The sequence below is a fragment of the Devosia crocina genome (assembly GCF_900116545.1).
GTDB classification, from domain to species: Bacteria; Pseudomonadota; Alphaproteobacteria; order Rhizobiales; family Devosiaceae; genus Devosia; species Devosia crocina.
Genome location: NZ_FPCK01000001.1, coordinates 141,980 through 168,237, shown reverse-complemented (window position 1 = coordinate 168,237; position 26,258 = coordinate 141,980). Strand labels below are relative to the sequence as shown.

Annotated in this window: 26 protein-coding genes; 20 read left to right on the top strand and 6 right to left on the bottom strand. The window is 60.4% G+C overall.

Translation table 11 applies throughout. The features are described 5' to 3' along the window. Positions 1–43: 43 nt before the first annotated feature. The 3 genes from BM364_RS00730 to BM364_RS00720 are packed head-to-tail and all read left to right on the top strand — an operon-like array spanning position 44 to position 2,743. On the top strand, positions 44–682 hold the full coding sequence (locus tag BM364_RS00730) for a DsbA family oxidoreductase (protein ID WP_175528408.1): 639 nt from the start codon (positions 44–46) through the stop codon (positions 680–682). 52 nt (positions 683–734) lie between these two features. Then, positions 735–1,544 (top strand): alpha/beta hydrolase, encoded by an 810-nt coding sequence (locus BM364_RS00725; protein ID WP_092419558.1) that lies wholly within the window; start codon positions 735–737, stop codon positions 1,542–1,544. Further along, a complete protein-coding gene (locus BM364_RS00720) occupies positions 1,541–2,743 on the top strand; it encodes a multidrug effflux MFS transporter (RefSeq protein ID WP_092419555.1) in 1,203 nt (400 codons plus the stop codon). The genes BM364_RS00725 and BM364_RS00720 overlap by 4 nt, the downstream gene beginning before the upstream one ends. Before the next feature lie 123 nt (positions 2,744–2,866). On the opposite strand, the gene rpsU is transcribed toward BM364_RS00720, so the two are convergent. Further along, positions 2,867–3,091: a 30S ribosomal protein S21 gene (gene rpsU, locus BM364_RS00715; protein WP_092419552.1), complete on the bottom strand. Its 225-nt coding sequence runs from the start codon at positions 3,089–3,091 to the stop codon at positions 2,867–2,869. 237 nt (positions 3,092–3,328) lie between these two features. On the opposite strand from rpsU, the gene BM364_RS00710 reads away from it, so the two are divergent. Then, on the top strand, positions 3,329–4,021 hold the full coding sequence (locus BM364_RS00710) for an alpha/beta fold hydrolase (RefSeq protein ID WP_092419549.1): 693 nt from the start codon (positions 3,329–3,331) through the stop codon (positions 4,019–4,021). Between the two features lie 26 nt (positions 4,022–4,047). On the opposite strand, the gene BM364_RS00705 is transcribed toward BM364_RS00710, so the two are convergent. From BM364_RS00705 to BM364_RS00695, 3 genes are all read right to left on the bottom strand, one after another. Then, a complete protein-coding gene (locus BM364_RS00705) occupies positions 4,048–5,136 on the bottom strand; it encodes a 5-(carboxyamino)imidazole ribonucleotide synthase (RefSeq protein ID WP_244542727.1) in 1,089 nt (362 codons plus the stop codon). Positions 5,137–5,140: 4 nt separating this feature from the next. Beyond that, entirely contained in the window at positions 5,141–5,632 is a 492-nt protein-coding gene (gene purE, locus BM364_RS00700) for a 5-(carboxyamino)imidazole ribonucleotide mutase (protein ID WP_092419544.1), read from the bottom strand. Positions 5,633–5,713: 81 nt separating this feature from the next. After that, on the bottom strand, positions 5,714–5,929 hold the full coding sequence (locus BM364_RS00695; protein WP_092419541.1) for a YdcH family protein: 216 nt from the start codon (positions 5,927–5,929) through the stop codon (positions 5,714–5,716). Positions 5,930–6,079: 150 nt separating this feature from the next. On the opposite strand from BM364_RS00695, the gene BM364_RS00690 reads away from it, so the two are divergent. From BM364_RS00690 to BM364_RS00640, 11 genes are all read left to right on the top strand, one after another. Further along, complete coding sequence (locus BM364_RS00690) at positions 6,080–6,256, top strand: YdcH family protein (RefSeq protein WP_092423705.1); 177 nt, start codon at positions 6,080–6,082, stop codon at positions 6,254–6,256. Positions 6,257–6,440: 184 nt separating this feature from the next. Next, on the top strand, positions 6,441–7,928 hold the full coding sequence (locus BM364_RS00685; RefSeq protein WP_092419538.1) for a sigma-54-dependent transcriptional regulator: 1,488 nt from the start codon (positions 6,441–6,443) through the stop codon (positions 7,926–7,928). 334 nt (positions 7,929–8,262) lie between these two features. After that, the gene (locus tag BM364_RS00680) at positions 8,263–9,885 is read left to right on the top strand and encodes an ABC-F family ATP-binding cassette domain-containing protein (protein WP_092419535.1); all 1,623 of its coding nucleotides are present in this window, start codon (positions 8,263–8,265) and stop codon (positions 9,883–9,885) included. Between the two features lie 118 nt (positions 9,886–10,003). Beyond that, on the top strand, positions 10,004–10,681 hold the full coding sequence (locus tag BM364_RS00675) for an outer membrane protein (RefSeq protein ID WP_092419532.1): 678 nt from the start codon (positions 10,004–10,006) through the stop codon (positions 10,679–10,681). A gap of 712 nt (positions 10,682–11,393) precedes the next feature. After that, entirely contained in the window at positions 11,394–13,091 is a 1,698-nt protein-coding gene (locus BM364_RS00670; RefSeq protein ID WP_092419529.1) for a sensor domain-containing diguanylate cyclase, read from the top strand. A 224-nt stretch (positions 13,092–13,315) separates the two neighbouring features. Beyond that, positions 13,316–13,729, top strand: coding sequence for a GNAT family N-acetyltransferase (locus tag BM364_RS00665; protein ID WP_092419526.1), 414 nt, complete (start codon positions 13,316–13,318; stop codon positions 13,727–13,729). Positions 13,730–14,327: 598 nt separating this feature from the next. After that, on the top strand, positions 14,328–15,281 hold the full coding sequence (locus BM364_RS00660) for a PfkB family carbohydrate kinase (protein WP_175528407.1): 954 nt from the start codon (positions 14,328–14,330) through the stop codon (positions 15,279–15,281). Continuing rightward, entirely contained in the window at positions 15,278–17,623 is a 2,346-nt protein-coding gene (locus BM364_RS00655; RefSeq protein WP_092419520.1) for a glycoside hydrolase family 65 protein, read from the top strand. The genes BM364_RS00660 and BM364_RS00655 overlap by 4 nt, the downstream gene beginning before the upstream one ends. 77 nt (positions 17,624–17,700) lie before the next feature. Beyond that, positions 17,701–18,768, top strand: a complete 1,068-nt coding sequence (locus tag BM364_RS00650) for an alpha/beta hydrolase (protein ID WP_092423703.1) — start codon at positions 17,701–17,703, stop codon at positions 18,766–18,768. A 3-nt stretch (positions 18,769–18,771) separates the two neighbouring features. Then, positions 18,772–19,311: a DUF4142 domain-containing protein gene (locus tag BM364_RS00645; RefSeq protein WP_092419517.1), complete on the top strand. Its 540-nt coding sequence runs from the start codon at positions 18,772–18,774 to the stop codon at positions 19,309–19,311. Between the two features lie 95 nt (positions 19,312–19,406). Then, positions 19,407–20,690, top strand: a complete 1,284-nt coding sequence (locus tag BM364_RS00640; protein ID WP_092423701.1) for a Gfo/Idh/MocA family protein — start codon at positions 19,407–19,409, stop codon at positions 20,688–20,690. Between the two features lie 65 nt (positions 20,691–20,755). Here BM364_RS00640 and BM364_RS00635 read toward each other — a convergent pair whose 3' ends face one another. Both BM364_RS00635 and BM364_RS00630 read right to left on the bottom strand, forming a co-directional pair. Further along, positions 20,756–21,013: a hypothetical protein gene (locus tag BM364_RS00635; RefSeq protein ID WP_092419514.1), complete on the bottom strand. Its 258-nt coding sequence runs from the start codon at positions 21,011–21,013 to the stop codon at positions 20,756–20,758. Between the two features lie 44 nt (positions 21,014–21,057). After that, on the bottom strand, positions 21,058–21,258 hold the full coding sequence (locus BM364_RS00630; protein WP_139232442.1) for a hypothetical protein: 201 nt from the start codon (positions 21,256–21,258) through the stop codon (positions 21,058–21,060). 137 nt (positions 21,259–21,395) lie between these two features. On the opposite strand from BM364_RS00630, the gene BM364_RS00625 reads away from it, so the two are divergent. From BM364_RS00625 to BM364_RS00605, 5 genes are all read left to right on the top strand, one after another. After that, positions 21,396–21,584, top strand: a complete 189-nt coding sequence (locus BM364_RS00625; protein WP_092419508.1) for a DUF3008 family protein — start codon at positions 21,396–21,398, stop codon at positions 21,582–21,584. Positions 21,585–21,697: 113 nt separating this feature from the next. Beyond that, positions 21,698–23,020, top strand: coding sequence for an erythromycin esterase family protein (locus BM364_RS00620; RefSeq protein WP_092419505.1), 1,323 nt, complete (start codon positions 21,698–21,700; stop codon positions 23,018–23,020). A 232-nt stretch (positions 23,021–23,252) separates the two neighbouring features. After that, positions 23,253–24,110: an SDR family oxidoreductase gene (locus BM364_RS00615; protein WP_092423699.1), complete on the top strand. Its 858-nt coding sequence runs from the start codon at positions 23,253–23,255 to the stop codon at positions 24,108–24,110. A 10-nt stretch (positions 24,111–24,120) separates the two neighbouring features. Then, positions 24,121–24,846, top strand: coding sequence for a DUF4336 domain-containing protein (locus BM364_RS00610; protein ID WP_092419502.1), 726 nt, complete (start codon positions 24,121–24,123; stop codon positions 24,844–24,846). Beyond that, positions 24,834–26,213, top strand: coding sequence for a cytochrome P450 (locus tag BM364_RS00605; protein WP_092419499.1), 1,380 nt, complete (start codon positions 24,834–24,836; stop codon positions 26,211–26,213). The genes BM364_RS00610 and BM364_RS00605 overlap by 13 nt, the downstream gene beginning before the upstream one ends. The last annotated feature ends 45 nt before the right edge of the window (positions 26,214–26,258 follow it).

Sequence of the window (26,258 nt, the reverse complement as noted above, 5' to 3'; positions counted from 1 at the left end):
ATGGTGACCGCCATGTGGGATGCAAACACTCTGGAGCAGTCCCATGGCCCGCACGTTCAAGATTGATGTTTTCACCGATGTGGTATGCCCCTGGTGCCTTGTGGGATCAGCCCGTCTCGACAATGCGCTCCAGAACGTGCCCGACGATGTCGATGTCGTCGTTGAAAACCACCCGTTCTACCTCGACCCCACTGTGCCACCCGAAGGCGTGGATGTGGGTGAGATGCTGCGGGAGAAATATGGTCGCGATCCCAAGGAGATGTGGGAGCGCGTCGAGACCGAGGCGAAAAAAGCCGGCATCGAACTGAACCTCAGTCAACAGCCGCGCATGTTCAACACAGCCAAGGCTCATACGATCACCCGGCTGTCGCGCCCCAATGGCAACCAGCACGAATTGGCTAATGCCATTGCTGAGGCCTATTTTCTCGATCATCGCCAAATCAACGTCGACAATGTGCTGGCTGATATTGCGGCCGAGCATGGCTGGGACCGTGGCGACGCACTTGACGCGATGAACGATGCCAATGAACTTTCCATTACCGAGCAGCTGGCAACCTCTGCGGCCCAGCAAGGCATTCGCGGCGTTCCATTCTTTGTTTTCGGCGAGAAATACGCGCTCTCGGGTGCCCAGCCAGACGAAGTTTTTGTTGAAGCGATTGCCAAGACGATTTCCGAGCTTTGACCGGCCAAGCCTGCTATAGGCTTGGCTCTAACATCAAAGCAGGATTTCCTCGGTGAAATGGGTCAAACTTGCCTTGGCGGGCATACTCGTTCTGTTCGCGGTCGCCTATGTCGGCGCGACGAGCTACATGTATGTCAATCAGCGTAGTTTTCAGTATGACGCCACGGGCGAAGTTACGGCGCTTGCGTCGGCCGCCTTGCCTGGAGCGCGGGAGATTGCAATTCCCGTCGAGGGCGCGGTGATCAATGGCTGGTATCAGCCGCCCGCCCCCGGCATGCCTTTGATCCTTTACTACAAGGGGAACTCGGGCAGCTTTTCGGCCGAGCACGAGCGCTACGCCCAATTCGTCGCCGATGGTTATGGCTTTCTTGCTTTCGACTATCGCGGCTTCCCCGCGTCTGCCGGCACGATCAGCGAGGCAGGCATTCTGGCCGACGCGGTTGCCGCTTATGACTGGGCAGCGGAGCAAGGATCGCCCATCCTGATCTGGGGCCGCTCTCTGGGTAGCGGGCCTGCCACCTATGTGGCAAGTCAGCGCGATGCCGAGGCCCTGTTGCTCGAAACCCCTTTCCTGTCCGCAGTCACAGTTGCGGCAGAGCGGTATCCGATCCTGCCGGTGAACTGGGTGATGCTTGACCAGTTCCGGTCCAACGAATGGATCACGGACGTCCAAGAGCCGGTGTTCGTGGCCCATGGCACGGCGGATACGGTGGTCGGCGTTTCCAATGGCGAGCGTCTTTACGAGCTGGCGCCCAACCCGGACGAGCTTTGGATCGTCCCCGATGCTGACCACTCCGACCTCTGGGCGGCCGGACTTTGGGACCAGGCCAAGGCATTCTTTGAGAGAGCGCGGACAGAGTGACCGAATCGACCACGGTGGGCATGTCCGCTCGCCGCACTGCCGTCATCGGCGGGCTCATGGTGGCCACCGGCCCCCTGAGCCTGACGCTCTACTCCCCTGCCCTTCCCACGATCGTGGGGGATTTCGCGACGAATGATGCAGCCGGAAAGTTGACGCTGACCGTCTATTTCGCCGCTTTCGCCCTCGCGCAACTGATCTGCGGCCCGCTGTCTGATCGCTATGGCCGCCGCAGCATCGGTATTGCCTTTTTCGCCATCTATGTAGTGGGCAGTCTTGTGGGCGCCCTTGCGCCAACGCTCGAAATTCTGTTTCTCGGCCGTTTTATCCAGGGCTTTGGCGTCTCGGCGGGCGTGGCACTCTCGCGTGCCATGGTGCGCGACCAGTTTGTGGGTAGCGAAGCAATCCGCATCCTGACGCTCGTCAACCTCATCCTCACCGTAACACCGGCCGTTGCACCAACCCTTGGCAGCGTCATACTGCTTTGGGGATCATGGCACGTCATGTTTGTGGTCATGGCCGGCTTTGGCCTTGCCATTCTTGCGCTGATGGGGCTCGGCGCGCGGGAAACGCTTCCGATAGAGCGGCGCATGCCGTTTCGCCCCAGAACCGTGCTCGACAACTACCGGACCCTGGTTTCGGCACCCGATTTCGTCTTTCCCGCGCTCCTCCTCGGTTTGACCTTTGCAGGCTTTCACGGCTTTACCGCGCTCTTGCCCTTCATTTTCATCAACGAGATGGGTCTTACTCCATTCCAGTTTGCCATGGCCATGCTGGTGCAGACCGCATCATTTATCACCGGCAATCTGATCGTCGGCGCACTGTCGCGTCGGGTCACCGCCCAATTCCTGGTTTCGATCGCGTTGGCGCTCTTGGCGGTGAGCGGAGCTGGCTTTGCCCTCTTGCCCAACCTCTTCCCGCACTCGGTGATTGCCATCATGGCGCCGGTGGGGCTCTGGATGCTTGGGCTCGCCTTTGTCAGCCCCAGCGCGACAACCGCGGCCATGGCCGGATTTGGTGCGATTGCCGGCGCAGCAGGCGCTCTAACCGGGTTTTTCCAGGTGGGCGGCGGCTTTGTCGGCTCTCTGGTTGCCGGCACGGCTTTCTCCGATGCGCGCACCGCGCTCGTTGTGCAACTGCCTGCAACAGCGGTCATCACCCTCTTCGTTGCGCTCCTGGACCGGCAGCGCAAGCGGGCCTGAGCCGCTAGCTTGTCTCTACCGATACTGGTTTCCGGTGGAGACCGAAATTGGGATCCCCAAATGACACAAGCAAAAACGCCGCCCTTGCGGACGGCGTTCTCGAAATCTCGATATGAGCGTTGACTAGCTGCGAGCGGGCGCCGCAATCAGACCTTCACGCTGAGCGCGCTTGCGAGCCAACTTGCGGGCGCGGCGCACTGCTTCAGCCTTCTGGCGAGCCTTCTTTTCAGATGGCTTCTCGTAGTAGTTGCGCAGCTTCATCTCGCGGAAGACGCCTTCGCGCTGCAGCTTCTTCTTCAGTGCGCGCAGCGCCTGGTCAACATTGTTATCGCGAACGACTACTTGCAAAGGTCAACTGCCCCTTCAAAGCTTGGCAAAATCAGGTTGGATAGAAGCGACGAGGCACAAAACCAACGCCGCCGACCAGCCGAGCCGGTCACCGTGGCGCGCTATATAGCCTGACCCCGACCGCTTGTCCACTCCTAAACCCGTTAAAATCTGCCGATTTGCCATGATCGGTGCCGCCTTGCGCCAAGTCATTGCCGGCATTAACCATCTCATGTGGCTTTCACCTCAAGAGGTCCCATGCTCAAGCCTTTCGTTTTGCTGCCCGGTCTTCTTTGCGACGCACGCTTGTGGCGCGACATTGTCTTGCCGTTGCGCGAAGAGGTCGCCCCGCTGGTGGCAGACCTGACGCTTGATGATACGATCGTTGCCATGGCCAGGAGGACCCTGGCCGCCGCACCACCCAGCTTTGCGCTGGCGGGCCTCTCCATGGGTGGTTATGTTGCGCTCGAAATCATGCGTCAGGCCCCAGACCGCGTAACGCATCTGGCCCTGCTCGACACATCGGCGCGGCCTGACACCGACGAAAGGCGCGAAGCGCGGCGCAAGGGCATCGAAAACGTCCGGATTGGCAAGTTCATCGGCGTGTCACGCAGCCTCCTCCCGAGCCTTTTGGCCAAGCGTAATCTCGACACGCCGCTTGCCGAAGAAGTACAGGCCATGGCCGAGCGCTGCGGGCAGGATGCTTATATCCGGCAACAGCAGGCGATCCTGGGACGGATCGATTCACGCCCTACCCTGCCCGGCATCAAGGTACCGACATTGATCGGGGTTGGCACCGAAGACAGTCTCACCCCGCCCGAGCTCGCCGAAGAAATGGCCTCCGCCGTTCCCCATGCGGATATCACCCGTTTTGCCAGAAGTGGCCACCTGCCCACGATGGAAAATCCCCAGGCTGTGGCAGAGGCGCTGCGAAACTGGTTGGCGCGGTGAAAACGTGTAGTTCCCCTGGAGGAAGACTACTCCGCCCGCACGATCCTGTTGACGTGCCCCATCTTCCGGCCGGGCCGCGCTTCGGCCTTGCCATAGAGGTGCGGCTGGGTATTGCCGTCGATCCCCGAGGGAACGATGTCGATCTCGTCGCCGATCAGATTCTGCATGACCACATCGGCATAGCGCCTGGGATCGCCCAGCGGCCATCCGGCAACGGCGCGCATGTGTTGCTCGAACTGATCCGTGAGGCAAACGGCCTCAGTCCAGTGCCCCGAATTATGGACGCGGGGGGCGATTTCATTGACGAGAAGGCTTGGCTTCTCGCCACCGATCGCAAAGAACTCGACCCCGAGAACCCCCACATAGTCGAGCGCCACGACGATCACCTTGGCGAGCATCGCCGCGTGCTTGTCCACTCCAGGTGGAATGGAAGCCGGAACTGTCGAGGTATGAAGAATATGATGGCGATGGACGTTCTCGGCGGCATCGAAGGCGCGCACCTGACCGTCGGCCCCGCGCGCCACAACTACCGAGATTTCCTTTTCGAAAGGGACGAAAGCTTCGAGAACCAGCGGATGCGGCTGTAATTCGGCAAACGCCGCTTCGGCATCGGCGGGCTCGCGGAGCACCCGCTGCCCCTTGCCGTCATAGCCGAGCCGCGTAGTCTTGAGGACTGCTGGCAGGCCCAACTCGCCAATAGCCCTTTCAAGATCTTCAAGCGAATGAACCGCGCGATAGGGTGCAACCGGGATGTTTTTCGAAGCGAGGAAGCTTTTTTCCGCCAGGCGATCCTGCGAGATGGCCAAGGCGTTCGCGCCTGGCCGAAGGGGTTTCAGGCTAGCCAAGAGTTCAGCTGTGGCGGCAGGAACATTCTCGAACTCATAGGTGATGACGTCGACCTGCGCAGCAAAGGCGCGCAAAGCGTCTTCGTCTTCATAGGCCGCCACGGTCTTGAATGGGGTAACATCAAAAGCCGGGCTATTTTCATCCGGACAGAAGATGTGGCTCTTGAACCCGAGCTTGGCGCCCGCCAGCGCCAGCATGCGGCCAAGCTGCCCACCGCCAAGAATGCCGATGGTGGAACCGGGACGGAGGGCGACAGTGTTTTCGGTCAAGGCACTACTCAAGGTCGGAAGGAAATTGCGGCACGGCCTGCGCCTGCCGTTCACGGTGGGCATCAAGCCTGTCGGCCAATTCCTCGTCATTGAGCGCAAGGACTGACGCAGCGAGCAGCGCGGCATTGATTGCGCCCGGCTCGCCGATCGCCAGCGTCCCAACGGGTACGCCACCAGGCATCTGAACGATGGAATAAAGGCTATCGAGGCCGTTGAGGGCCTTGGACCGCACCGGCACGCCGAAAACCGGCAGCGGCGTCATTGCGGCAATCATGCCCGGCAGGTGAGCAGCGCCGCCGGCCCCCGCAATGATGATCTTGATGCCCTCGGCTCGCGCATTCATGGCAAAATCGACCAGCCGCTCGGGCGTGCGATGCGCGGAAACAATCCGCGCTTCATATTCGATTTCGAGGGCTTCGAGCGTCTCCGCGACCAGCCGCATAGTCGGCCAGTCAGATTGGCTGCCCATGACGATGGCGACCGGTGGCTTGAGCATGGCAGTTCCCCCATCCCGCTCCGCAAAGCGCGCATCTAGCGCAGATCAGACGGCAACTCAAGGCGGCAGGGCCTGGATCGGTCAGGCGATGATGTCGGGCAGGAGAATATTCTCGAGTTCGACGATACGGTCCTTGAGCGCCAGCTTGCGCTTCTTTAGCCGCTGCACCAGCATTCGGTCCGCGAATTGAGATTGCGTTAGGGTATGGATTGCCGCATCGAGATCGGCATGCTCCTGGCGCTTGGTCGCCAGTTCCAGCCCGAATTGGGCTTCCTGTTCCTTGGTAAGCTGCAGCATGCCGAAACCGAGAACTCGTGCACCAACTGATATGTGATTAGCCCAAGCCATCACGATTTGCATCAGGATTCCATCTATGGCGTTGAGAGGTCGACAAAGCGTGAAAGTTTTGTGACTATGCTCAAGTCCACGATGTCGAAGGAGTTGTCTATGACTACTGAAGGCCACATCGCAGCGCTGGAACGGCGCCACCAGGAACTGGACCGGATGATTCAGGCAGAGATGCAGAATCGTCAGATCGACGACCTGGCGGTCTCGGCGCTCAAGCGCAAGAAGCTGGAAGTAAAAGACCAACTGACCCGCATCCACACAGTGGATCAGCACTGATCGGGTTGGACAAAAGCAGCCACTGAATTTGAAGGGTCACGGAGCATTCCGCGGCCCTTTTTGTTTCACAGTCATGCCAGGCCAATCGGTATGATTAACACCCTCTTAAGTCCCCTCGCTCACTCTCTCCCAAAACGGCACAACCGATTCGTGCCTGATGCAACGACATTTCTTTGGGATAGGGATGACGCGCGTTCTAGTGGTCGACGACGATCCGGTGCAACTGCGCCTGACAGCTGAAATAGCCAATCGGGCCGGTTTCAAACCGCTCACCGCCACCGGTGGCGAGCAGGCTCTTGCCATTCTGCGTGACGACCGCAAGATCGGAGTCATGATCCTCGACCTCGTCATGCCCGATCTCGACGGGATGGGCGTGATGTCGGCCATGCGGGCGGAAGGGCTGACGACACCTGTTATCATACAGACCGCCAGTTCCTCGCTCGAAACGGTGATCTCTGCCATGCGGCAGGGGGCAGCCGACTATTTCGTCAAGCCGGTCTCGCCCGAGCGGCTCGTCGTTTCCCTGCGCAATGCGATGAAGCTCGACACGCTCGAGGCCGCCATTCGCTCCGAACATGCCCGGCGTGCAGGCACCTTCGGACCCAGAGACATGATCGCCAGCGCCCCAGCCATGGCGCGCGTGCTCACGCTCTCGGCCAAGGCCGCCAAAAGCCCGATACCCGTTCTGATCGAGGGGGAAACCGGGGTCGGCAAAGAACTTGTGGCCCGGATCATTCAAGGCTCGTCCGACCGCGCAGGCAGGCCCTTCGTCACCGTCAATTGTGGTGCAATCCCGCCGAACCTGGTTGAATCCGTTCTGTTCGGCCACAAGCGCGGCGCCTTTACCGGCGCAGTGTCCGACCAGACCGGCAAATTCAGCGAAGCACATGGCGGAACGCTTTTTCTCGATGAGGTGGGGGAACTGCCGCTCGATACGCAGGTCAAACTCCTGCGCGCCCTGCAGGAGGGCGAAATCGAGCCTGTGGGAGCAACGCGTGCCGAAAAGGTCAATGTCCGGGTCATTTCGGCGACCAACCGGCGGCTCCTTAACCTTGCCAAGTCCGGGGAGTTCCGCGAGGACCTGTTCTACCGCCTCAATGTCTTTCCCATCTATGTGCCGCCGCTCCGCGAGCGCCTTGAAGATCTGCCGGCACTGATCGCCCATTTCATTGCCCGCTTCACGGCCGAGACCGGCAAGCGCGTTCTCGGCATCACGCCCACTGCGCTCGATCTGCTCTCAGCCTATGATTGGCCGGGCAATGTGCGCCAGCTTGAGAATGCCGTCTATCGCGCCGTAGTGTTGAGCGAGGCGGCTTTCCTCGAACCTGAGGATTTCCCCCAACTCGTCGCCCAGGCGGCGGGACGCGAGGAGGCCTTACGCGTTGTTCAGCAAGCGCCTGTGCCGCCCATGCCGATCCATATCGACAGCGCGCCGGCCCGCCTGCGCCCGGAGCCCGCACCGTCGCTCCCCATGCAGGACCGTTTCCTCAGCCCAGCCGGCGCACTGCAGCCGCTCGCCGAAATCGAACGCGAAGCCATCGCCTTTGCCATCGATTTTCACGGCGGCCGCATGTCCCGCGTCGCGCGCGCCCTCGGCATCGGTCGCTCGACGCTTTATCGCAAGCTGCATGAATATGGCATGGCGGAAGGCCTGATCAACGACGCGGCTTGAGGCCGGGTGGATCGTCGTTGCAGTCGTGCTTGCCGGCCCCTCAGCCAAGCCCTCTCCCCGCAGGGGCAAGGGCATGACATCGAGGTTGTGGGCACTGTCTGATCAAGATCAGCGGCGCAATCCCCTCTCCCCTGAGGCGAGAGGGTAAGAGGTTCGGCTTTTCAGCCTGAACCGATGCCTTGAACCCCTCACCGGCCGCTGCGCATCGACCTCTCCCTTAGGGAAGAGGTGGTTGGGGGCTCACGACCTACATCGCTCCAATGCCTGATCGCGACTTGCACTTGCTCAAAGCAGATGGTTTACGGGCCTTTTAGTCTCTCTGAAAGCCAAAATCATGATCCGCCTTGAAAGCATCGGCAAGCAGAACGGCAAGCAGTTGATCTTCATCGAGGCTTCGGCTGCCCTGCAGCGGGGCGAGAAGATCGGCCTCGTCGGACCGAATGGTGCCGGCAAGACAACGCTGTTCCGCATGATTTCCGGCCAGGAGCAACCGGACGAAGGCCAGGTGTCGGTCGATCGCGGGACCACGATCGGCTATTTCAGCCAGGACGTGGGCGAAATGTCGGGCCGATCGGCCGTCGTCGAAGTGATGGAGGGCGCTGGACCAGTTGGCGCCTTGACTGCCGAAATGGCTGAGCTTGAAGCGGCCATGGCCGATCCGGACCGGGCTGACGAGATGGATGCCATCATCGAGCGCTACGGCGATGTGCAGCACCAGTTTCAGGAACTCGACGGCTATTCGCTCGATGCCCGCGCCCGCGAAGTTCTAGATGGCCTGGGCTTCTCCCAGGAAATGATGGACGGCGATGTCGGCGCGCTCTCGGGCGGCTGGAAGATGCGTGTGGCGCTTGCCAAGATCCTCCTCATGCGCCCGGACGCCTTGCTGCTTGACGAACCGAGCAACCACCTCGATCTTGAAAGCCTCATTTGGCTGGAAAACTTCCTCAGGGCCTATGATGGGGCGCTGCTGATGACCTCGCATGACCGCGAGTTCATGAACCGGATCGTCAACAAGATCGTCGAGATCGATGCCGGCTCCCTCACCTCCTATACCGGTGACTATGCCTTCTACGAGCAGCAGCGCGCCATTTCCGACAAGAACCAGCAGGCCCAGTTCGAACGCCAACAGGCCATGCTCGCCAAGGAAATTGCCTTCATCGAGCGCTTCAAGGCGCGTGCCAGTCACGCAGCGCAGGTGCAAAGCCGGGTCAAGAAACTCGACAAGATCGAGAAGGTGGAAATGCCCAAGCGCCGCCAGACGGTGGCCTTCGAATTCCGCCCTGCTCCGCGCTCCGGTGAGGACGTGGCCCTGCTCAAGAGCATCGATAAGGCCTATGGCTCCAAGATCATCTATTCGGGTCTTGATTTCCACGTTCGCCGCCGCGAGCGCTGGTGCATCCTGGGAGTCAATGGCGCCGGTAAATCGACGCTCCTCAAGCTGATTGCAGGCTCGTCGAGCCCGGACACCGGCACAGTGTCGATCGGCCCCAGCGTCAGGATGGGTTACTTCGCCCAGCACGCCATGGACCTGCTCGATGGTGACCGTACGGTCTTGCAGTCGCTCGAGGATTCCTTTCCCCAAGCAGGGCAATCGGCGCTCAGAACTCTCGCGGGCTGTTTCGGTTTCTCCGGTGACGAGATAGAAAAGAAATGCCGTGTGCTGTCGGGCGGCGAGAAAGCCCGGCTGGTCATGGCCAAGCTGTTGTTCGATCCTCCCAATTTCCTGGTTCTGGACGAGCCCACCAACCATCTCGACATCGCAACCAAGGAAATGCTGATTGCAGCGCTGGGCCAATATGAAGGCACGATGCTGTTCGTCAGCCACGACCGGCATTTCCTGGCCGCGCTTTCCAACCGGGTGCTAGAACTGACACCGGACGGTGTTCATGTCTATGGCGGCGGCTATACCGAATACGTGCAATCGACCGGCCGCGAGGCCCCGGGCCTGCATGCCTAACGCTCGGTTAGGAATATGGTGAAAAGCCTCGGCGTTAACCCTGTTCCTTACCGCATCGTTAAGACCTTGAGCCGATTTTGAGCTTCATATTTCAAGGCTCCTATCGTCTGAGGCCATCATGACACGCACCGCTATTGCCCTTTCCGCCCTTCTGGCGCTCACCGCGTCCGCAGCAGCCGCGGACCTTGGCTGGAGTGGAGGTGCCGCCGCCACTTCGCCCATGTTTTCGCCCACTTCGGTAACCGACTGGACCGGCTTTTATGCGGGTGTGAACGGCGGCTATAGCTGGGGCACCACCACCAATACGCCCGCCATCGGTACCGCCGAGAACAATTCGAGCGGCTGGCTCGCCGGCGGCCAGGTCGGCTACAACGTCGACATGGGCGGCCTGGTGATCGGCGCGGAAGCCGATATGCAGTGGACCAACCTTGCCTATAGCGAACCGCTCGGTGCGCTCGGCAGCTTCGAGTCCCGCCTCGACTGGCTGGGAACGGCTCGCGTGCGCGCCGGCGGCACCTTCGGCCAGGTCATGCCCTATGTTACCCTGGGTGCAGCCTTTGCAGGCGGCAAGAGCCAGGTAGAAAACGATGGCGTTTCGACCTTCCGCAGCGCCGGTCACTTCGGCTGGACCGCCGGTGTCGGCATTGAAGCGAAGGCCACCGAAAACATCTCGGTCAAGGCCGAATATCTCTATGTCGATCTTGGCGAGCAGGCCTATGCCGGCCTGCCGGGCGGCGCGCGCACCATCGGCCAGAAGGCCAACATCATCCGCGCTGGCGTGAACTATAAGTTTTAGGTCGCGCTTTTATTTCGAGACTTTTGTAGGTGAGTGCATCCTTTTATCCACTAAGCCTCAAATTTCGGGGCCTGGAGCTCTCAAGATACCCAGAAACACTGGGTTTAGAGAGCGCTCCGGGCCCCTGTTAATTGGACCTATCCATGATCGAGGGTAAGCTATCTTAAACTCTTGCAGTATGTAAAAATCGAAAGATACTTGATGCGTATACCAAGGTTCTTTGCTCAGCCTACCGCGACAACTTTGAATCGAGCGGCACCGACTACTCACGGGGCGACCTGAGGTGTGATGGCCTTCTGCGGCGGGCTCCGAGGCGAATTTTTTCACTCCACCAAATCTTCAGCAGCCGCTGACGATATCATGCCGAGCACATCGAAGGCCGTACAAGGCAGTTAGCTTGTTCTGGCGCAACATTTCCTCATGTTTCAACAGATGACGATGCTGCGATCCAAGTTATGACATGCATGACGAAGTCAACTGGGCAACTGCTCCAGAGATCAGCAATAATCAACCTCGAAGACAGCAGCGAGGTCGACAGAGGACCGTCGCTTCGGGGGTGGCAAACCGACCGGCGGCTTTCGGCCACACTTCGAGCAATCCGGTCTTGATGTGGTTGTCGCACGTGGATCTCGATGGCCCTCTTCCATGACGATATCGGCCGTTCTTGGTGGCACTTAACTGGATGAAAAGCTTCTTCTTCTAGCCTGCGCGCATGTCTCCGCGCGGCATTCGAGCAAGTCTTCTGGCCTTTTTGCTTCTGGTCATGCTGGCGCATGTCGGCACCGGGTCGACCAGTGCTGTCGCCTACGACGACATTTACAGTTCCTGCTGGGCATCGGGCAGCCTGTCGGAAGATGTGGTCGCGATAGCACGCACCGCCGAGCGCTGGTCCTGCGCCGACCCTACCGTCTCTATCGATGCCGAACGGGTTCTGCTTCGCTTTGACATCGACCCCGACGAAACTCTTCCCCAATACTTCCTTTCAAGGCGCAGCGCACTCGAGGCGGTGCATCTGCTTGCAATCGACGGGGATGGTACAGCGCGGCAGGTTTCTGTTCCCGCCGCCGCGCTGCCCAGTTCTATGGTCGGAGGCTACTTGAAGGCCGCCCTGCCGGACGTTACGCTCGACACCCGGCAGGTGGTTGTCGCAATTGACCTGCCGAGCCACCGGATGACGCTGGAACAGGCATATCTTGCACCGATAGACGCGGGCGGCAGCGCCAGCATGCGATCGCTGCTCATTCTGGCGGGGCTAGCGGGCATGCTTGTCATGCCCCTGATCTTCAATGTGGCGTTCTATCGGATCCTGCGTGAACCTTTTGTTCTGTGGCACTCGGCGTTCACACTGTCGCTGCTGGTGACCATCCTGATATCGTCGGGGCTGTCGGTCGCGTTGTTCGACCCGCCCGCGATGACGCTGAACTGGATGACGGCCTTGGTATTCGGGATTACCATTGGGTCTGGCATGATGTTCACCTATACCTTCATCGAGCCGGGCCAGATGCATCCGGTTCTACGGCGACTGCTCCCCTACTGCGCCGCATGGGCACTGTTCCTGGGTGCGTTTCATGGCGCGTTCCCGTTTGTCGCGCGGCCCATACATTCGAGCGCATACGCCGCCGCCTTCACGCCCGTTCTGGCCATTTTCATCATGGCGATCGTCGATGCATTGCGCCGCGGCAGCCGCGCGGCCCGGTTTCAGGCTATTGCATACGCGCCAATGATCATTGTCGGATCGATCCGACTGGTCACAGGGGTGCTTCCATGGCTCGAAAGCACCGACGCCATGCTGATGTTCTATATCGGTTGCGTGTGGGAAGTCCTCCTGACTACACTCGGCGTGGCGGACCGCTTCGTAACGATGAAGCACGAGCGAGACAGGGCACGAACCGAGGCAAGCGTGCTCGAAAGACTGTCTGAAACAGACCCGTTGACTGGATTGCTCAACCGCAGGGCCATCGAAAGGCATTTCAAGCAGCTTCGAGCCGATGGCTTCGCCACGTTGGCCATCATCGATCTCGATCATTTCAAGGCGATCAACGATTCAAAAGGCCACGCGGTTGGCGATGCCGTACTCACTGCCGTGGCCGATGCCCTCCAGGTCAGTTCAAACGTGCGCGCATACCGCCTCGGCGGTGAGGAGTTCATGCTTTTCCTGCGTGGCGACAATGCCGATGGTCAGGCCGAGCGCCGGCGTCAGGCAATCTCTGCCATTGTCGCCAATACTGTCCCAGGTATCGAGCGACCGGTCACAGCCAGCATGGGCCTGACAGGCTGCTATGGCGATGAAAATTTCTCGAACGTCTATAAACGGGCCGACAAGCTGCTCTACGAGGCTAAGAGTGCGGGGCGAAACCAAACCCGAAGCGCTGTGCAACCGCTGGCAGTGCCTGCCGCTGGAGCGGCCTAGCGACAAGCGGGGCTCGATCGACGCTGTGCGCCCGTGAGACGAACACGCCCCTGGCAGGTGACGAATAGCGGCTTTCATGACATTGCGGCAAGTCTCGGAACGTTCAAGTGGGGGGCGACTGGAGACCGACGGCAGCGGGGTAAGAGGGAGACTGGCCGGTTGTGGCAGCAACGTTGAAGCAGCAGACATTGACGGCGGGCGAACCTTCAGTCCAACCTGATTGAATGAAATTTCGGCCATCCGGGTTTGACATAGAGTGGCGTGGGGTGTTCGAGAACTCCGAGGTCAACGCGCTTCATGCGGAGTGCTTCGAGCACGGAATTTCCGCTTCCAATTGGTGGTTGCGAGCCAACCATTTCAGCTTGGGCTGGGTGTGTGTCCGCGAAGCGCGGACATTGGTGGGGTTTGTCAATGTCGCTTGGGATGGTGAGGCCCACGCATTTATCCTCGACACAATGGTGCCCCCCGCTTTTCAACGTCGAGGCATCGCGAGGGCATTGATGGTCGAGGCGGTTGACCGGGCAGAGCGAGCTGGCTGCGAGTGGGTCCACGTCGATTTTGAACCGCACCTCCAGTCGTTCTATTTCGACGCTTGCGGATTCAAACCGACGCACGCCGGACTTATTGCGTTGAGGTAACAACCCTATCCGATAGTCGCGTTCAAGCGCCATGATTGTCAGCGGAATGGCTATATTGGGGTCGACAGAGGACCGTCGCTTCCGGGGTGGAATGCGGACTGGCGGCTTTCGGGTGCGGGGTACACAAGAGCAGACATTGCGGTTACGCAGTGTAGACAATCCCGCGCTCTCGGAAACTCACCACTCCGTTGAATGCCGACTGCCAGGACATGCTGCCGCTGAACGCGAGGATGCTCAATTGAAAGGTTGGGAGGCTGAAGGTTGATCATAGCCGATCCCATCTGCTGCACGTTAAGCCCCTAATATAGCGCTGATGCTCAGCAACGGCTTGACGGCAGTTCCTGCATCGCTGTCGTCGATAGCTTGGTAGACGCCTTCGAATTCATAAACTTCACCAGCTTCTCGATCGCGAGGTGATGGATGTGGAGCTCTATCAGCGACTGGAGGAATTCTGGCGTTTGTCAGTCACCGCCCATGACCTCGATCATGATGAAGCCTTATTTCGCCGCGGCATAAAGCAAATATGGTCAACATGTCACAGGCCGGAACACCAGCCGGAACGATCCGTTGCGCTTGAAGCAAACAGCAGGTGAACGACTTGGCGCGGCCATTCCTTTCCCTTGGAAGCATCAATGCCGACTTCCAGTTCGAAGTCTCCGCCGATCTGTCCAAAGGCGGCACCATCCCGGCCAAGAGCTATACGCAGCGCGCCGGCGGCAAGGGCGCGAACCGGGCGCTGTTCGCGCAACGAGCAGGATGCCCGTCCTCCTTGATCGGCCGTGTTGGACAGGATCACTTCGCCGAACAGGCTCTGCGACCGCTGCGAGACGCCGGCGTCGAACTCTCCAGTGTCTCGACGAGCAATGAAGCGCCCACCGGCGTATCGATGATTGCCGTGCCGGACAATGGCGAGAAAACCATCCTGCTCGCGCCCAATGCCAATCGAGCCTGGGACGCTTCGTCCTTGAACGCCCTCAGAGACCTGCTTTCGTCCGCCGAAGAGCATGCCGTTCTCACCATCGATTTCGAGATCGCTCCGGATGCTGTTGACCTGGCGCTCCAACAAGCCGCGCGACGTCGCCTGCGCGTTGTCGCCGATGGCTCCTTTGGCAAGGACGTGCGGCCAGAGCATCTGCCAAAACTCTTCGCCATCGCACCCAATGTCCAGGAAGCCGAGACCATCACGGCTACCGCGATCACCTCCGAGACCGAGGCGATGGAAGCGGCGCAAAAGCTTGTCGGGGGCGGCGTCACAATGGCCTGCATCAAGCTCTCGGACGGCGGCTGTGTGCTGGCGACAACAGACGTCACCGAGCTAATCAAGGCGCCGCCAGCGGAGGTGGTGGACAAGACCGGCGCCGGCGACGCCTTCACCGCAGCCCTAGCGATCGCCATGCTTGAGGGCAAGCCGCTTTGGGACGCCGCCATCTACGGCATTGCCGCCTCCACCCTCGCCGTCGGCCGCAAAGGCTCTCAGGAGGCCTATCCCACCCGCGCGGAACTCGATGCCATGGCTGAACGGGTCAGGCAGTACGGAGGACCGCACTCATGACCCATGATTCTCCGACAGTCCGGCTGATCGGTTACGATCCGGAGGACGAGCGGCGCCGGGAGTCCCTGTTCTCCCTTGGCAACGGCGTTTTGCTCCTGCGCTCGTCCATGCCCTGGTCCGAAGCTGATGGCACCCACTATCCGGGCCTTTATTTCGCCGGCTGCTACAATCCCTTGCAGAGCACCATCGATGGCGAGATCGAGTGGAACGCCTCGCTCGTCAATCTGCCGAACGGCTTGCGCCTCGAGTTTCGCATCGAGGACGCAGACTGGTTTTCGCTCGATGCCGTCGAACTCCTCCACTACGAACAGCGTCTCGATATTCCCAATGCCATCATGTGCCGCTCGATGCGTTTCCGCGACGGCGCTGGACGCATTGCGACCCTTGAAGAAGAGCGCTTCGTCAGCATGGACGCCCCAAACCTCGTCGGTCAGCGGCTGCGCCTCATCCCGCACAACTGGTCGGGAACTGTTCTGCTCAAGTCCCAGATCGACGGCTCGGTCATCAACGACAATCTCGAAAAGCATGCCGATTACGCCCACAAGCATCTGGACGTGCTGGGCAAGGGTACCGCCGGAAGCGGGCTCTTCCTTGAGGCCAGGACGATCAACTCCAACCTTCACATCGCCGTTCGGACCAGAGATCTCACGTCGACACCCCCCGTCGATGTCCAGACCTCCGAAACAGAAGAGCGTCGCGTGTCGCACTCCTTCGTGCTCAAGGCCGCTCCCAATGAGCCTATCATTCTCGACAGGCTCATGGCCGTCTGTGTTGGCGAGGGTGTCGAAGTTGCGGAAGAGGCCAGCAACGTTCTCACGGCTGCGGATGCCTATGAACCGGCACAGCAGCGCCACCGCCTTGCCTGGCAAAAGCTCTGGGAGAGAATGCCCTTCGCCGCCGCCGACAAGGCCATGGAGCAAGCGCAGCATCTGACCCTCTTCCACCTGCTGCAGAACTACTCGCCGCACAGCATCGGGCGCGATGTTAGCCTGCCCGCACGCGGCTGGCAGGAGGTTTATCGCGGTCAGATCTTTTGGGACGAGATGTTCTCTGTCCCCGTACTCAGCATCCGCTATCCCGAACTGGCCCGCGAACTCCTGCTCTACCGGCATGCGCGCCTCGATGCAGCGAGGGACAATGCGCGCAAATATGGCCTCGACGGCGCACTTTACCCTTGGCGGAGTGCGCGCACCGGAGCCGAGGAGACACCACGCTTCCAGAAAAGCAACATTAACGGCCATTGGCGCAAGGATCACACCGAGCACCAGGCGCATATCAACGCTTCCATCGCCTGGGACATTTTCCACTATGCCTGGGCAAGTGGCGACGAGGCATTCCTCTACGATCAGGGTCTGACCATGCTGATCGAGATTTGCCGGATGTGGGCGAGCCTTGCCGTATCCAGTCCCGAAGACGATCGCTTCGACATCCGCGGCGTTGTCGGACCGGATGAGTTCCACACCGGATACGCCGACCGCTCCGAGCCCGGCATCGACAACAATGCCCATACCAATGTGATGGCCGCCTGGACGCTCGGTGAGGTGCTGCGGCTTTTGGAGAAGGCATCTGAGAAACGCGATGGAACACCGCAAGTGTCCGACGATGAAAAGCGGCACTGGGACCACATCAGCCGCCGCTTGCGACTGTGCTTCACGCCCGACCACCTCCTTGCGCAATTCGAAGGCGTCGAGCGCCTCCTGGAGCTTGATCCCGATAGCCTTGGCAAAGGCAGTGCCGATTGGGAACTCGAAGCGCGCGGCGAGGACATCAACCACTATCAGATCTTCAAGCAGGCCGATTCTGCTATGCTGCTCTATCTCTTACCCATAGAGGATCTGCAGGCGCTGCTCCTGCATCTCGGCTACGAAGTCTCAGCCGAGCAGTTGCATCGCTCGGTGGAATACTATCGTTCCCGCACCAGTCACGGTTCATCCCTCTCCCAGGTGAGCTATGCGGCGGCCCTATCGCATTTCGATCTTGAGACGTCCTACAACCTGTGGCGCAAGGCACTCGCCCCTGATCTCGACCCGAAAAATTCACAGTCGACGGCAGAAGGCCTGCACCTGGGATCCATGGCTGCAGCTCTCGATGTCCTGCAGCGGCACTATCTCGGTCTCACCGTGCGCGCCGACGGGCTGGCCATCGATCCGCATCTGCCGGACGAACTGTCTGCCCTCGAATTCTCCTTCCATTATCAAGGTGGCCGCTACAAGCTGAAGTGGAACGGATCGAAACTTCGCCTCAGCTCAGACGGGACCGACGCTGACAACCTGACGGTTTTTGTGCGTGGCGAGGCTCAGCAACTCCGAGCAGGACAATCACTGATCATCAGCAAGTTGTAAAATAAGTGAAAGCCTGGTTCCGGAACTAACACATTCACGGCCGGTTGATGCTGAGCATTCCCACCGGAACCTTCGACATGATTTCATTAAAGACTGCCTCCGCAGCAATAAGCTGTGCAGTATTGCTAGCGTCCGCGCCTGCTCTCGCCCAGGACACAACCGAACCGGCCGACCAGCCGACCCCGGAAATGCAGGCCGTGCTCGACAAGCTGGCCGATCTCGGCGCCAAGCCGTTTCACGAACTGAGCGTGCCCGAAGCGCGCAGCCAGGCCACACCAGCCGATGCCGCCAAGGCGGTGCAGTGGGAAGAGCGCATTCCCGCCGGCGCCGAAGGCAGGGTGATGACGCAGGACATCGCCATTCCCACCGAAAACGGCAACCTGCCCGCCCGCGTCTACATGCCCGAAGGCGAAGGTCCCTTCCCGGTCATCGTCTACTATCACGGCGGCGGCTGGGTGGTTGCCGACATCAATGTCTATGACGCAACGCCACGCGGGCTCGTGGTCGGCACCAATGCCATTGTGGTTTCGGTCGACTATCGCCATGCCCCGGAGAACAAATTCCCGGCGCAGCACGAGGACGCCTGGGCGGCCTATGCCTGGGTGGTCGAAAACATCCACACCTTGAACGGTGATGCCAGCCGCATTGCGGTAGCCGGTGAAAGCGCCGGCGGCAACCTCGCCGCCAATGTCGCCATCATGGCGCGAGACATGGAAGCCACCGTGCCGGTGCACCAGCTGCTGGTTTATCCGATCGCCGGCGATGACATGAACACACCCTCTTATCGCGAACATGCAGAGGCCAAGCCGCTGGGCAAGGCCGACATGGAATGGTTCGTGGAATATGTGTTTTCGTCCATGGACGAAACGGCTGATCCGCGCGTCGACCTCGTTGATCGCGACGATCTGGAAGACCTGCCGCCCGCCACCATCATCAATGCCGAGATCGACCCGCTGCGCTCCGATGGCGAAATGCTGGCCGAGGCAATGGAGGCCGACGGCGTCGACGTGAATCAGCAGACCTTTGCCGGCGTAACGCACGAATTCTTCGGCATGGCCAAGGTCGTGCCGGAAGCCAAGGAGGCCATGGACTTGGCCATCTCCGATCTCAACGGCGCATTCGCTGCTGCAGGCGAGGAGAACTAAGCCATGAAACATCTTGCAATCGCCGCCACTGCCGGCCTGATGTTGATGTCCACCACCGCCTTTGCGCAGGAAGCGCTGCCGTTCACCGAGGCCGATGCTGTTTTCGCGGTGGACACACCCTCCTTCGTCAAGCTGGCAACGAGCTCCAACGAGTTCGAAATCCAGTCCAGCGAACTGGCCGAAGAGAAGGGTCAATCGGACCATGTGAAAGAGCTGGCGGCCCAAATAATCGCCGACCACACCAAGGCAGCCGAAGACCTGGCCGCCGCACTTGAGGAAGCCGGTGAAGAGCCCCCTCCCGAGCCGCCCGTCCTCTCGCCCAAGCACGAAGCCATGATCGCGCTGCTCGAAGGGGCTGAGGGCGAAGAGTTCGAGATGCTCTATATCGACATGCAGGCCATGGCTCACATGGAGGCGGTCTACCTCTTCCACACCTTTGCCGATGGCGGCGACGACGAAACCGTGCAAGCTTTCGCGGCGGAGACGCTGCCGGTGCTTGTCATGCATCTTGAGCACGTCAAGGAAATCATCGCATCGATGTGATGATGTTTCGGAGAGGGTGTTCGCACCCTCTCCTGCTTTTGTCCAAGCCTCGGGCGCGGCGCGCCCGCCGTGTGATAGCCCATCAGGACCCAGCCATGACGCAGAACCATCTATTGACCTCCGGCCTCTTGTCCCGTCGCCTGTTCCTTGGTGCGGCAGGAGGAACCATCGTCGCCGCCGCCGCAGCCCCCGCCTGGGCACAGGGAACCACCAGTCCCGATGGTACCACGGGCGAACCGCTCCTCGACATTGCCAACGAGGCAGCAGCCCGGCCCATGCCGAAGATGGAGGTCGAGCCACCGATCGAGCCGGAACGCCGTGTCGGATATTGCGTGGTGGGCCTTGGGCAGTTCGCGCTCAACCAGATCATCCCGTCGATTGGCGAAAGCCGCATGAGCAAGCTGGTGGCACTGGTCAGCGGCGATCGGGAAAAGGCCGAAACGGTCGCCGAGCAATATGGCGTCTCAACCGAGGCGATCTACAACTATGACAATTTTGACGAAATCGCCGAGAACGACGAGATCGATATTGTTTACATCATTCTTCCCAATTCGCTGCATGCTGAATTCACCGTCCGTGCTTTCGAGGCCGGCAAGCACGTCATGTGCGAAAAGCCGATGGCGGTCAGCGTCGAGGAATGCGAGCAGATGATCGCTGCGGCCGAGACCGCCAATCGCAAGCTGATGATCGCCTATCGGGCGCAATACGAGCCGTTCAATCTCGAAGCCATCCGCATGATCCGCGATGGCGAACTGGGCACCATCCGCTCGCTGGACAATGTCGCGGCCCGGCCCATCGATCTCGAAAACCCCGCAGACGAGTGGCGGGTCGTCAAGGATCTCGCCGGTGGCGGATCGCTAATGGATATCGGCATCTATGCCCTGAACGGCGCCCGTTACCTGCTCGGGGAAGAGCCTGTCGAGATTTCAGCGACGATCTCCAATCCTGAAGGCGATGAGCGCTTCACCGATGTAGAAGACATCTTGTCATGGCGCATGCGCTTCCCCAGCGGCGTCATAGCCAATTGCCTTACCGGCTATAGCTTTTCGGGCAACCGGTTCTCCGTCTATGGCAGCGACGCATCGCTGACGCTGGAGCCCGCCACCGACTATTATAAGCACGGCCTGCGCGTAATGACCGAGGAAGAGCAGACCGAACCGCAGATTCAGGAAAAGAACCAGTTCGCTCTCGAAATGGATCACCTTGCCGAGGCGGTTCTCAACGACACGCCGGTCAAGACTCCCGGCGAAGAGGGTCTGCAGGACGTGCGCCTGATGCTCAAGATCTATGAAGCCGCCGAGACCGGTGCGCCCGTCACGATCGACTGGTCGTACCAGCGCGCGGTACCTGCGGAACAGGGTGCAGACCAGCAGGCTTAGAACTCAATAGGGGGCGGGTACATCCGCCCCTTCCCTCGTGTGAAATCAAACACAGACCAAATTGGTCAGAGACCTGCGTTGAACCGGCGAAACAGGAGAACGGCCCTGGCATCCCGGGCGCGATCGTTGATAACGCCGGCCAGTTGGTCCTGAGAATTGCCGGTCAGTCCCTTCGCTTGACGCATGTAGTCGCCCATCGCATCGGGATCGAACCCTGGATTGGCAAGCACCTGCCCAAGCGCGGTGAAGAAGGCCTCATCCTCGGCCTCCTCCCTGGCGTGCCAGGTGTCGCGGTTGAGATAGCTGTCGAATACTTCGTACATGATTGCCTCGAAATGGGGCCAAAAGGTATCGTCGATGAGGGCCCCTACTCGGAGCCGCGAAGGGAGGCCTTAATAGCTTCGTCCAGTTCCTGCTCGAGCTGCCGTCTTGGATCGCCGGTTGCGGTTGTTCCAGCGGCTCCTTCGAGAAGTGCCTTGGCGACGGCCTTGATCATCTGATCGGGTCCTGCGGCATAGTTTTGGCTGACCACCACCTCGGCGATCAGTTCGGCTTGCTCTTGTGTCACCTCGAGCGTCTCCAATTGAACCAGCTCCAGTTCAATCCCGGCCCCCGTCAACAGTTCCCGGCGATCGATCACCGCTCGACATGGCATGGAACCTTGAGGTCGAGGACGCTGTTCGGATTGCAAATATGTAGGACGACATGCCAGCCAAATCCAAGTCTCAGCAGAAGGCCGCCGGAGCAGCCTTGTCGGCAAAGCGCGGTGACACCAAGGTCGGCGATCTGCAGGGTGCTTCGAAGTCGATGTACAAGTCGATGAGCGAAAGCGAACTGCACGACATGGCTTCGAGCGAGCGTAAGGTTAAACCTGAACACGCTTCCAAAGTTTGAGGGTACAGACAAAAACGAAGCGCTTTGCTGATCGCCGTTCCGCGGGGCCAGACTGATGGAGGAGGTCATGGAGCTGTTGCATCGCACCAGCGCTCGTGCGGGAGACACAGACGATGCAGCATAAAACTCCAGATCAGTCTGCTGATGCGGATGTCGTCGAGCTTGTGCGGCGTACTGCGCAGCCGTTAGCCCATCCTGCTCAGGAAGACCAGTTCAGCGCTTCTTTCGCCAAGTTCGCCGATGCCCGGATCGTCCTTCTGGGAGAAGCTTCCCATGGAACTTCCGAATTTTATGAAGCCCGTGCAGCAATCACTAAACGGCTGATCGAGGAACACGGCTTCACTATCGTGGCCATCGAGGCGGACTGGCCGGATGCCAGCCGCGTCGATCGCTATGTGCGGCACAAGCCCAAAGGCCGCTACGACGAGCATGTTTTCGCCCGCTTTCCCACCTGGATGTGGCGAAACCAGGAAGTCGCGGACTTCGTAGAATGGCTAAGGGAACACAATCGCGCCGTTCTGGCCGATAGAATGACATCCATCCGAGGACTAGACGTTTATTCGCTAGGCAGCTCCATCACTGAAGTTCTGGACTATCTGGATCGGGAGGACCCGGAGCAGGCCCTGCTGGCCCGACGCCGCTATGGCTGCCTTACGCCCTGGCACGTCGAACCCGCCTCCTATGGACGCGCCGTCCTGACGGGACAAAAGGATGCCTGCGAAGACGCCGTCGTCGCGCAGCTGCAAACCCTGCTGCAACGCCAGCTCGAAGACCGGGATGACGAAGATCTTCTGGATGCTGTGCAGAATGCACGGGTGGTTCGCTCCGCCGAGCAGTATTACCGCATCATGTATCGCGGCTCCAACGACTCTTGGAACCTGCGCGACCGGCACATGTTCGAAACGCTTCAGGCGCTGCTTGATACCGTCGGGCCGCACGCGAAGGCCGTGGTCTGGGCGCACAATTCGCATGTCGGCAATGCCTCGGCCACCGAGATGGGATGGCGCGGTCAGTTCAACATCGGTGAACTCTGCAAAACTGCCTACAGTGAAGATGCCGTGATCATCGGTTTCGGCACCGACAGCGGCACGGTGGCGGCGGCCGACGATTGGGACGAACCCATGGCCATCAAATCGGTGCGGCCAGCGCTCGCTGGATCATACGAACGGCTCTTCCACGACACCGGCCTGTCGCGATTTCTGCTCGATCTGCGCGAAAACGTGCCGCTCCGTGACGCTCTGTCCAAGCCGCGGCTGGAACGGGCAATCGGGGTGATCTACCGCCCCGAAACAGAGCGACAAAGCCATTACTTCGATGCCGTCCTGCCCGATCAATTCGACGCCTATGTCTGGTTTGACCAAACGGAGGCGGTAGCGCCCATCGATGCCGATGATCCTCACGGAACACCAGAGACCTATCCTTTTGGCCTTAGTTAAAGAAGCACCTGCTGTTCGACTAAATTCGCTAGGTCGCATCGACCACTATTGGCAACCGCTGGTCCTCATGAGCGTGTCCTCCCGACACTGGGCCGCCCTGCAGCGCCGACACAAGGGCGGACACGCCCGCTCATCTGACCCCATTAGCAGTCCAATGGTCTTTGCATCACGAAGAGGCAGAACGTTTTGCCTTCGGATGCGTTGGCCAACAATGCCCCAGAGGAGTTCTGCCGTGAGCCAAAATCCGAAACCGCCTTTTCCCGAGCAGTCACAGTCTATCCCGGGCACCAGTGCGCGAATGGATCCGGTGCCTGACCATGGCGAAACTAGCTACAAGGGGAGCGGCAGGCTGGCGGGCAAGAAGGCCCTGATCACCGGCGGCGATTCCGGCATCGGCCGTGCGGTTGCCATTGCCTTTGCCCGCGAGGGCGCCGATGTCGCCATCTCATATCTGAACGAGGATGACGACGCCGTCGACACCAAGCGGCTCGTCGAAGAGGCGGGTCAGCAGTGTCTGCTCCTGCCCGGAGACATTTCCAGATCAGAGCATTGCCGTCAGCTTGTCGGCCAGACAGCAGACGCCTTTGGCAAGATCGACATTCTGGTCAACAACGCGGCGCACCAGAAAACCTTCGAGTCGCTCGAAAGCATCCCGGACGATGAGTGGGAGCTGACCATGGCGACAAATATTTCGGCGATGTTCTACATCACCAAGGCCGCCGTTCCGCACATGCAGGAGGGCAGCGCCATCATCAACACATCCTCCGTCAATGCCGACAATCCCAGCCCCCAACTGCTGGCCTATGCAACCACCAAGGGCGCGATCCAAAACTTCACCGCCGGGCTCGCCCAGTTGCTGGCCGAAAAGGGCATTCGTGCCAATACGGTAGCGCCTGGCCCGGTATGGACCCCACTAATCCCCTCGACCATGCCCGAAGACAAGGTTAAGACCTTCGGCAAGCAGGTGCCGATGGGTCGCCCCGCGCAGCCGCGCGAACTTGCCCCGGTTTACGTGATGCTGGCCAGCGACGAAGCCAGCTACGTTTCGGGCGCCACCATCGCCGTAACCGGCGGCAAGCCAATCATCTGATAGGCACGTTATGACCGAGGTATCCTACCCTCCGCTCGACGCTCCCAAGGCAGTCGCCGAAGGCGTTTGGATCGTTGACAGCGATCACCACATGGCTGGCGCGCACTTGCCCGTTCGGATGACGGTGCTGCGGCTCTCTGACGGGACGTTGCTGCTTCATTCGCCGACCCGCCACACTCCGGCCACGCAGGGCGCGCTGGAGGAACTCGGACCGATCGCTCATGTGGTGGCCCCCAACACGTTGCACTGGTCCTATATGACCGAATGGCAGGAGCACGTGCCCAATGCCACCTATTGGGCGGTGCCGGGCCTGCGCAAGCGTCGTGCCGTGGTGAAGTCAGGGCTGCGCCTCGACCGCGACCTGCCTGATGGCAGTGATCCAAACTGGCGAGGCGCCCTCGACTCCATTCTGGTGCAAGGGTTCGGCATCTCAGAAGCCGGCCTCTTCCATCAGACATCGCGCACCCTGGTGCTCACCGATCAAGTGGTCAATGTGGAACCGGAGACGCTGCCTGCGCCGCTGTCCCTTGGCGCTAAACTTGTCGGCGCCGCCGCACCGCACGGCAAGTCACCCCTCTATGCGCGCATAGCGTTCAAGCTGGGCGGAGCAAAGGCTTCGGCCGCCGCTCGCCGGCTGGTGGATCTGCGGCCGGCATGCGTGATTTTTTCCCATGGGAAGTGGTTTGAGGCCAATGCGGCCGAGCAATTGCGGGAGTCGCTCTCGTGGCTGACCTGACTTCGGCGGCGCCCGGAGCCGAACCCTCCCTTGACTCTCTTGCCACCTCAGGTCGCAAGGTCTCGAAGGCAAGTCTGATCGACACTGCCCTGGCGATGAAGGACGTCATACTCCCAACTCTAGCCAAGGGGCCTCTTATCCGTCGCCGTGGTATGGTGACCATGGCCGAACGCCAGGGAATGGATGATAAGGCGATCCGCCGCATGCAGACGCTGCGCCGTAAATATGGTTCTGGTCCACTGGTTCTTGGCATTCCTTTCCGGCCCCAGGCACTGCTGCTGTCCCGGCACGACGTGCACATGGTGCTTGCCTATTCCCCAGCGCCGTTCACGGCTGCGACCCGTGAGAAACAGGCGGCTCTTGGCCATTTCGAACCCGGAAACGTGCTGGCCAGCCGCGGCATCGACCGGGGGCGCCGCCGCCAACTTAATGAAGAGACCCTCGAGACCGGGTGCCAGCGGCACTCCATGGGTCCGCACTTCGCCACGTCAGTCGCCGAGGAAATGGAGCTTGTCTGCGAGGAAGCCTTGAGTAAAGGCCGCCTCGATTGGGATACGTTCTTTGTCGGTTGGATGCGCATGGTGCGGCGTATCGTGCTCGGCACAGCCGCCCGGGATGATTCCACACTGACCGACTTACTTGAAGGTCTGCGTTACCGTGGGAACCTCGCTTTTCTTCGCCCCAAAGCCCGCCACCGCCGCCGAAAGCTACTGGACCAACTGAAGCGCTATGTGGGCGATGCGGCGCCGGAAAGCCTCGCCGGCAAGATGGCCCAGCATTGCCAGGATCCGAACCAGCTTCCCCATCATCAGCTGCCGCAATACCTCTTCGCCTTCGATCCGGGCGCAATGGCGAGCTTTCGAACCCTGGCGTTGCTTTCGGTTCATCCGGCGGTGCGGCAGCGCGTAGCGGCAGAGCTGGCCCAGACCACCTCGGAAGGGGTGCCGCAACTTCCCCTTCTTCGCGCGGCTTACCTCGAGGCTCTGCGCCTCTGGCCCACCACGCCGGCCATCCTGCGAGAAACCTTGGAGCCGGTGGACTGGTCCGACAGCCGGCTCGACAGAGGCACCCATCTGATCGTCTTCACCCCGTTCTTTCATCGGGATGACGAAACGCTTGCGAACGCCCACACATTCGACCCCGACCGCTGGGTGGACAAGGTTGTGCGCGCCGAGGAAGGTCTGGTGCCGTTTAGCTACGGGCCGGTCCAGTGCCCGGCCGCGCAGTTCGTACCGATGGTTGCCTCTCTGGCCATGCGCCATTTGCTGACCCGGCTCACCCTCGAATTGACCGAGCCGGGGCGGCTCGATCCCACTCGCCTGCCAGCCACTCTCGACAATTTCACGCTGAGCTTTTCGGCTAGGTGACTTACGCTGCGGATGACGGAATTGGAAGAGCATACCGACAATGCG

Excerpts from the sequence above, each read along its gene's own strand:
- BM364_RS00730 (WP_175528408.1), top strand. The coding sequence starts at position 44 with ATGGCCCGCACGTTCAAGATTGATGTTTTCACCGATGTGGTATGCCCC.
- BM364_RS00710 (WP_092419549.1), top strand. The coding sequence starts at position 3,329 with ATGCTCAAGCCTTTCGTTTTGCTGCCCGGTCTTCTTTGCGACGCACGC.
- purE (WP_092419544.1), bottom strand. The coding sequence starts at position 5,632 with ATGCTCAAGCCACCGGTCGCCATCGTCATGGGCAGCCAATCTGACTGG.
- BM364_RS00695 (WP_092419541.1), bottom strand. The coding sequence starts at position 5,929 with ATGCTGCAGCTTACCAAGGAACAGGAAGCCCAATTCGGGCTGGAACTG.
- BM364_RS00690 (WP_092423705.1), top strand. The coding sequence starts at position 6,080 with ATGACTACTGAAGGCCACATCGCAGCGCTGGAACGGCGCCACCAGGAA.
- BM364_RS00685 (WP_092419538.1), top strand. The coding sequence starts at position 6,441 with ATGACGCGCGTTCTAGTGGTCGACGACGATCCGGTGCAACTGCGCCTG.
- BM364_RS00680 (WP_092419535.1), top strand. The coding sequence starts at position 8,263 with ATGATCCGCCTTGAAAGCATCGGCAAGCAGAACGGCAAGCAGTTGATC.
- BM364_RS00675 (WP_092419532.1), top strand. The coding sequence starts at position 10,004 with ATGACACGCACCGCTATTGCCCTTTCCGCCCTTCTGGCGCTCACCGCG.
- BM364_RS00670 (WP_092419529.1), top strand. The coding sequence starts at position 11,394 with ATGTCTCCGCGCGGCATTCGAGCAAGTCTTCTGGCCTTTTTGCTTCTG.
- BM364_RS00665 (WP_092419526.1), top strand. The coding sequence starts at position 13,316 with ATGAAATTTCGGCCATCCGGGTTTGACATAGAGTGGCGTGGGGTGTTC.
- BM364_RS00655 (WP_092419520.1), top strand. The coding sequence starts at position 15,278 with ATGACCCATGATTCTCCGACAGTCCGGCTGATCGGTTACGATCCGGAG.
- BM364_RS00650 (WP_092423703.1), top strand. The coding sequence starts at position 17,701 with ATGATTTCATTAAAGACTGCCTCCGCAGCAATAAGCTGTGCAGTATTG.
- BM364_RS00645 (WP_092419517.1), top strand. The coding sequence starts at position 18,772 with ATGAAACATCTTGCAATCGCCGCCACTGCCGGCCTGATGTTGATGTCC.
- BM364_RS00640 (WP_092423701.1), top strand. The coding sequence starts at position 19,407 with ATGACGCAGAACCATCTATTGACCTCCGGCCTCTTGTCCCGTCGCCTG.
- BM364_RS00635 (WP_092419514.1), bottom strand. The coding sequence starts at position 21,013 with ATGTACGAAGTATTCGACAGCTATCTCAACCGCGACACCTGGCACGCC.
- BM364_RS00625 (WP_092419508.1), top strand. The coding sequence starts at position 21,396 with ATGCCAGCCAAATCCAAGTCTCAGCAGAAGGCCGCCGGAGCAGCCTTG.
- BM364_RS00620 (WP_092419505.1), top strand. The coding sequence starts at position 21,698 with ATGCAGCATAAAACTCCAGATCAGTCTGCTGATGCGGATGTCGTCGAG.
- BM364_RS00610 (WP_092419502.1), top strand. The coding sequence starts at position 24,121 with ATGACCGAGGTATCCTACCCTCCGCTCGACGCTCCCAAGGCAGTCGCC.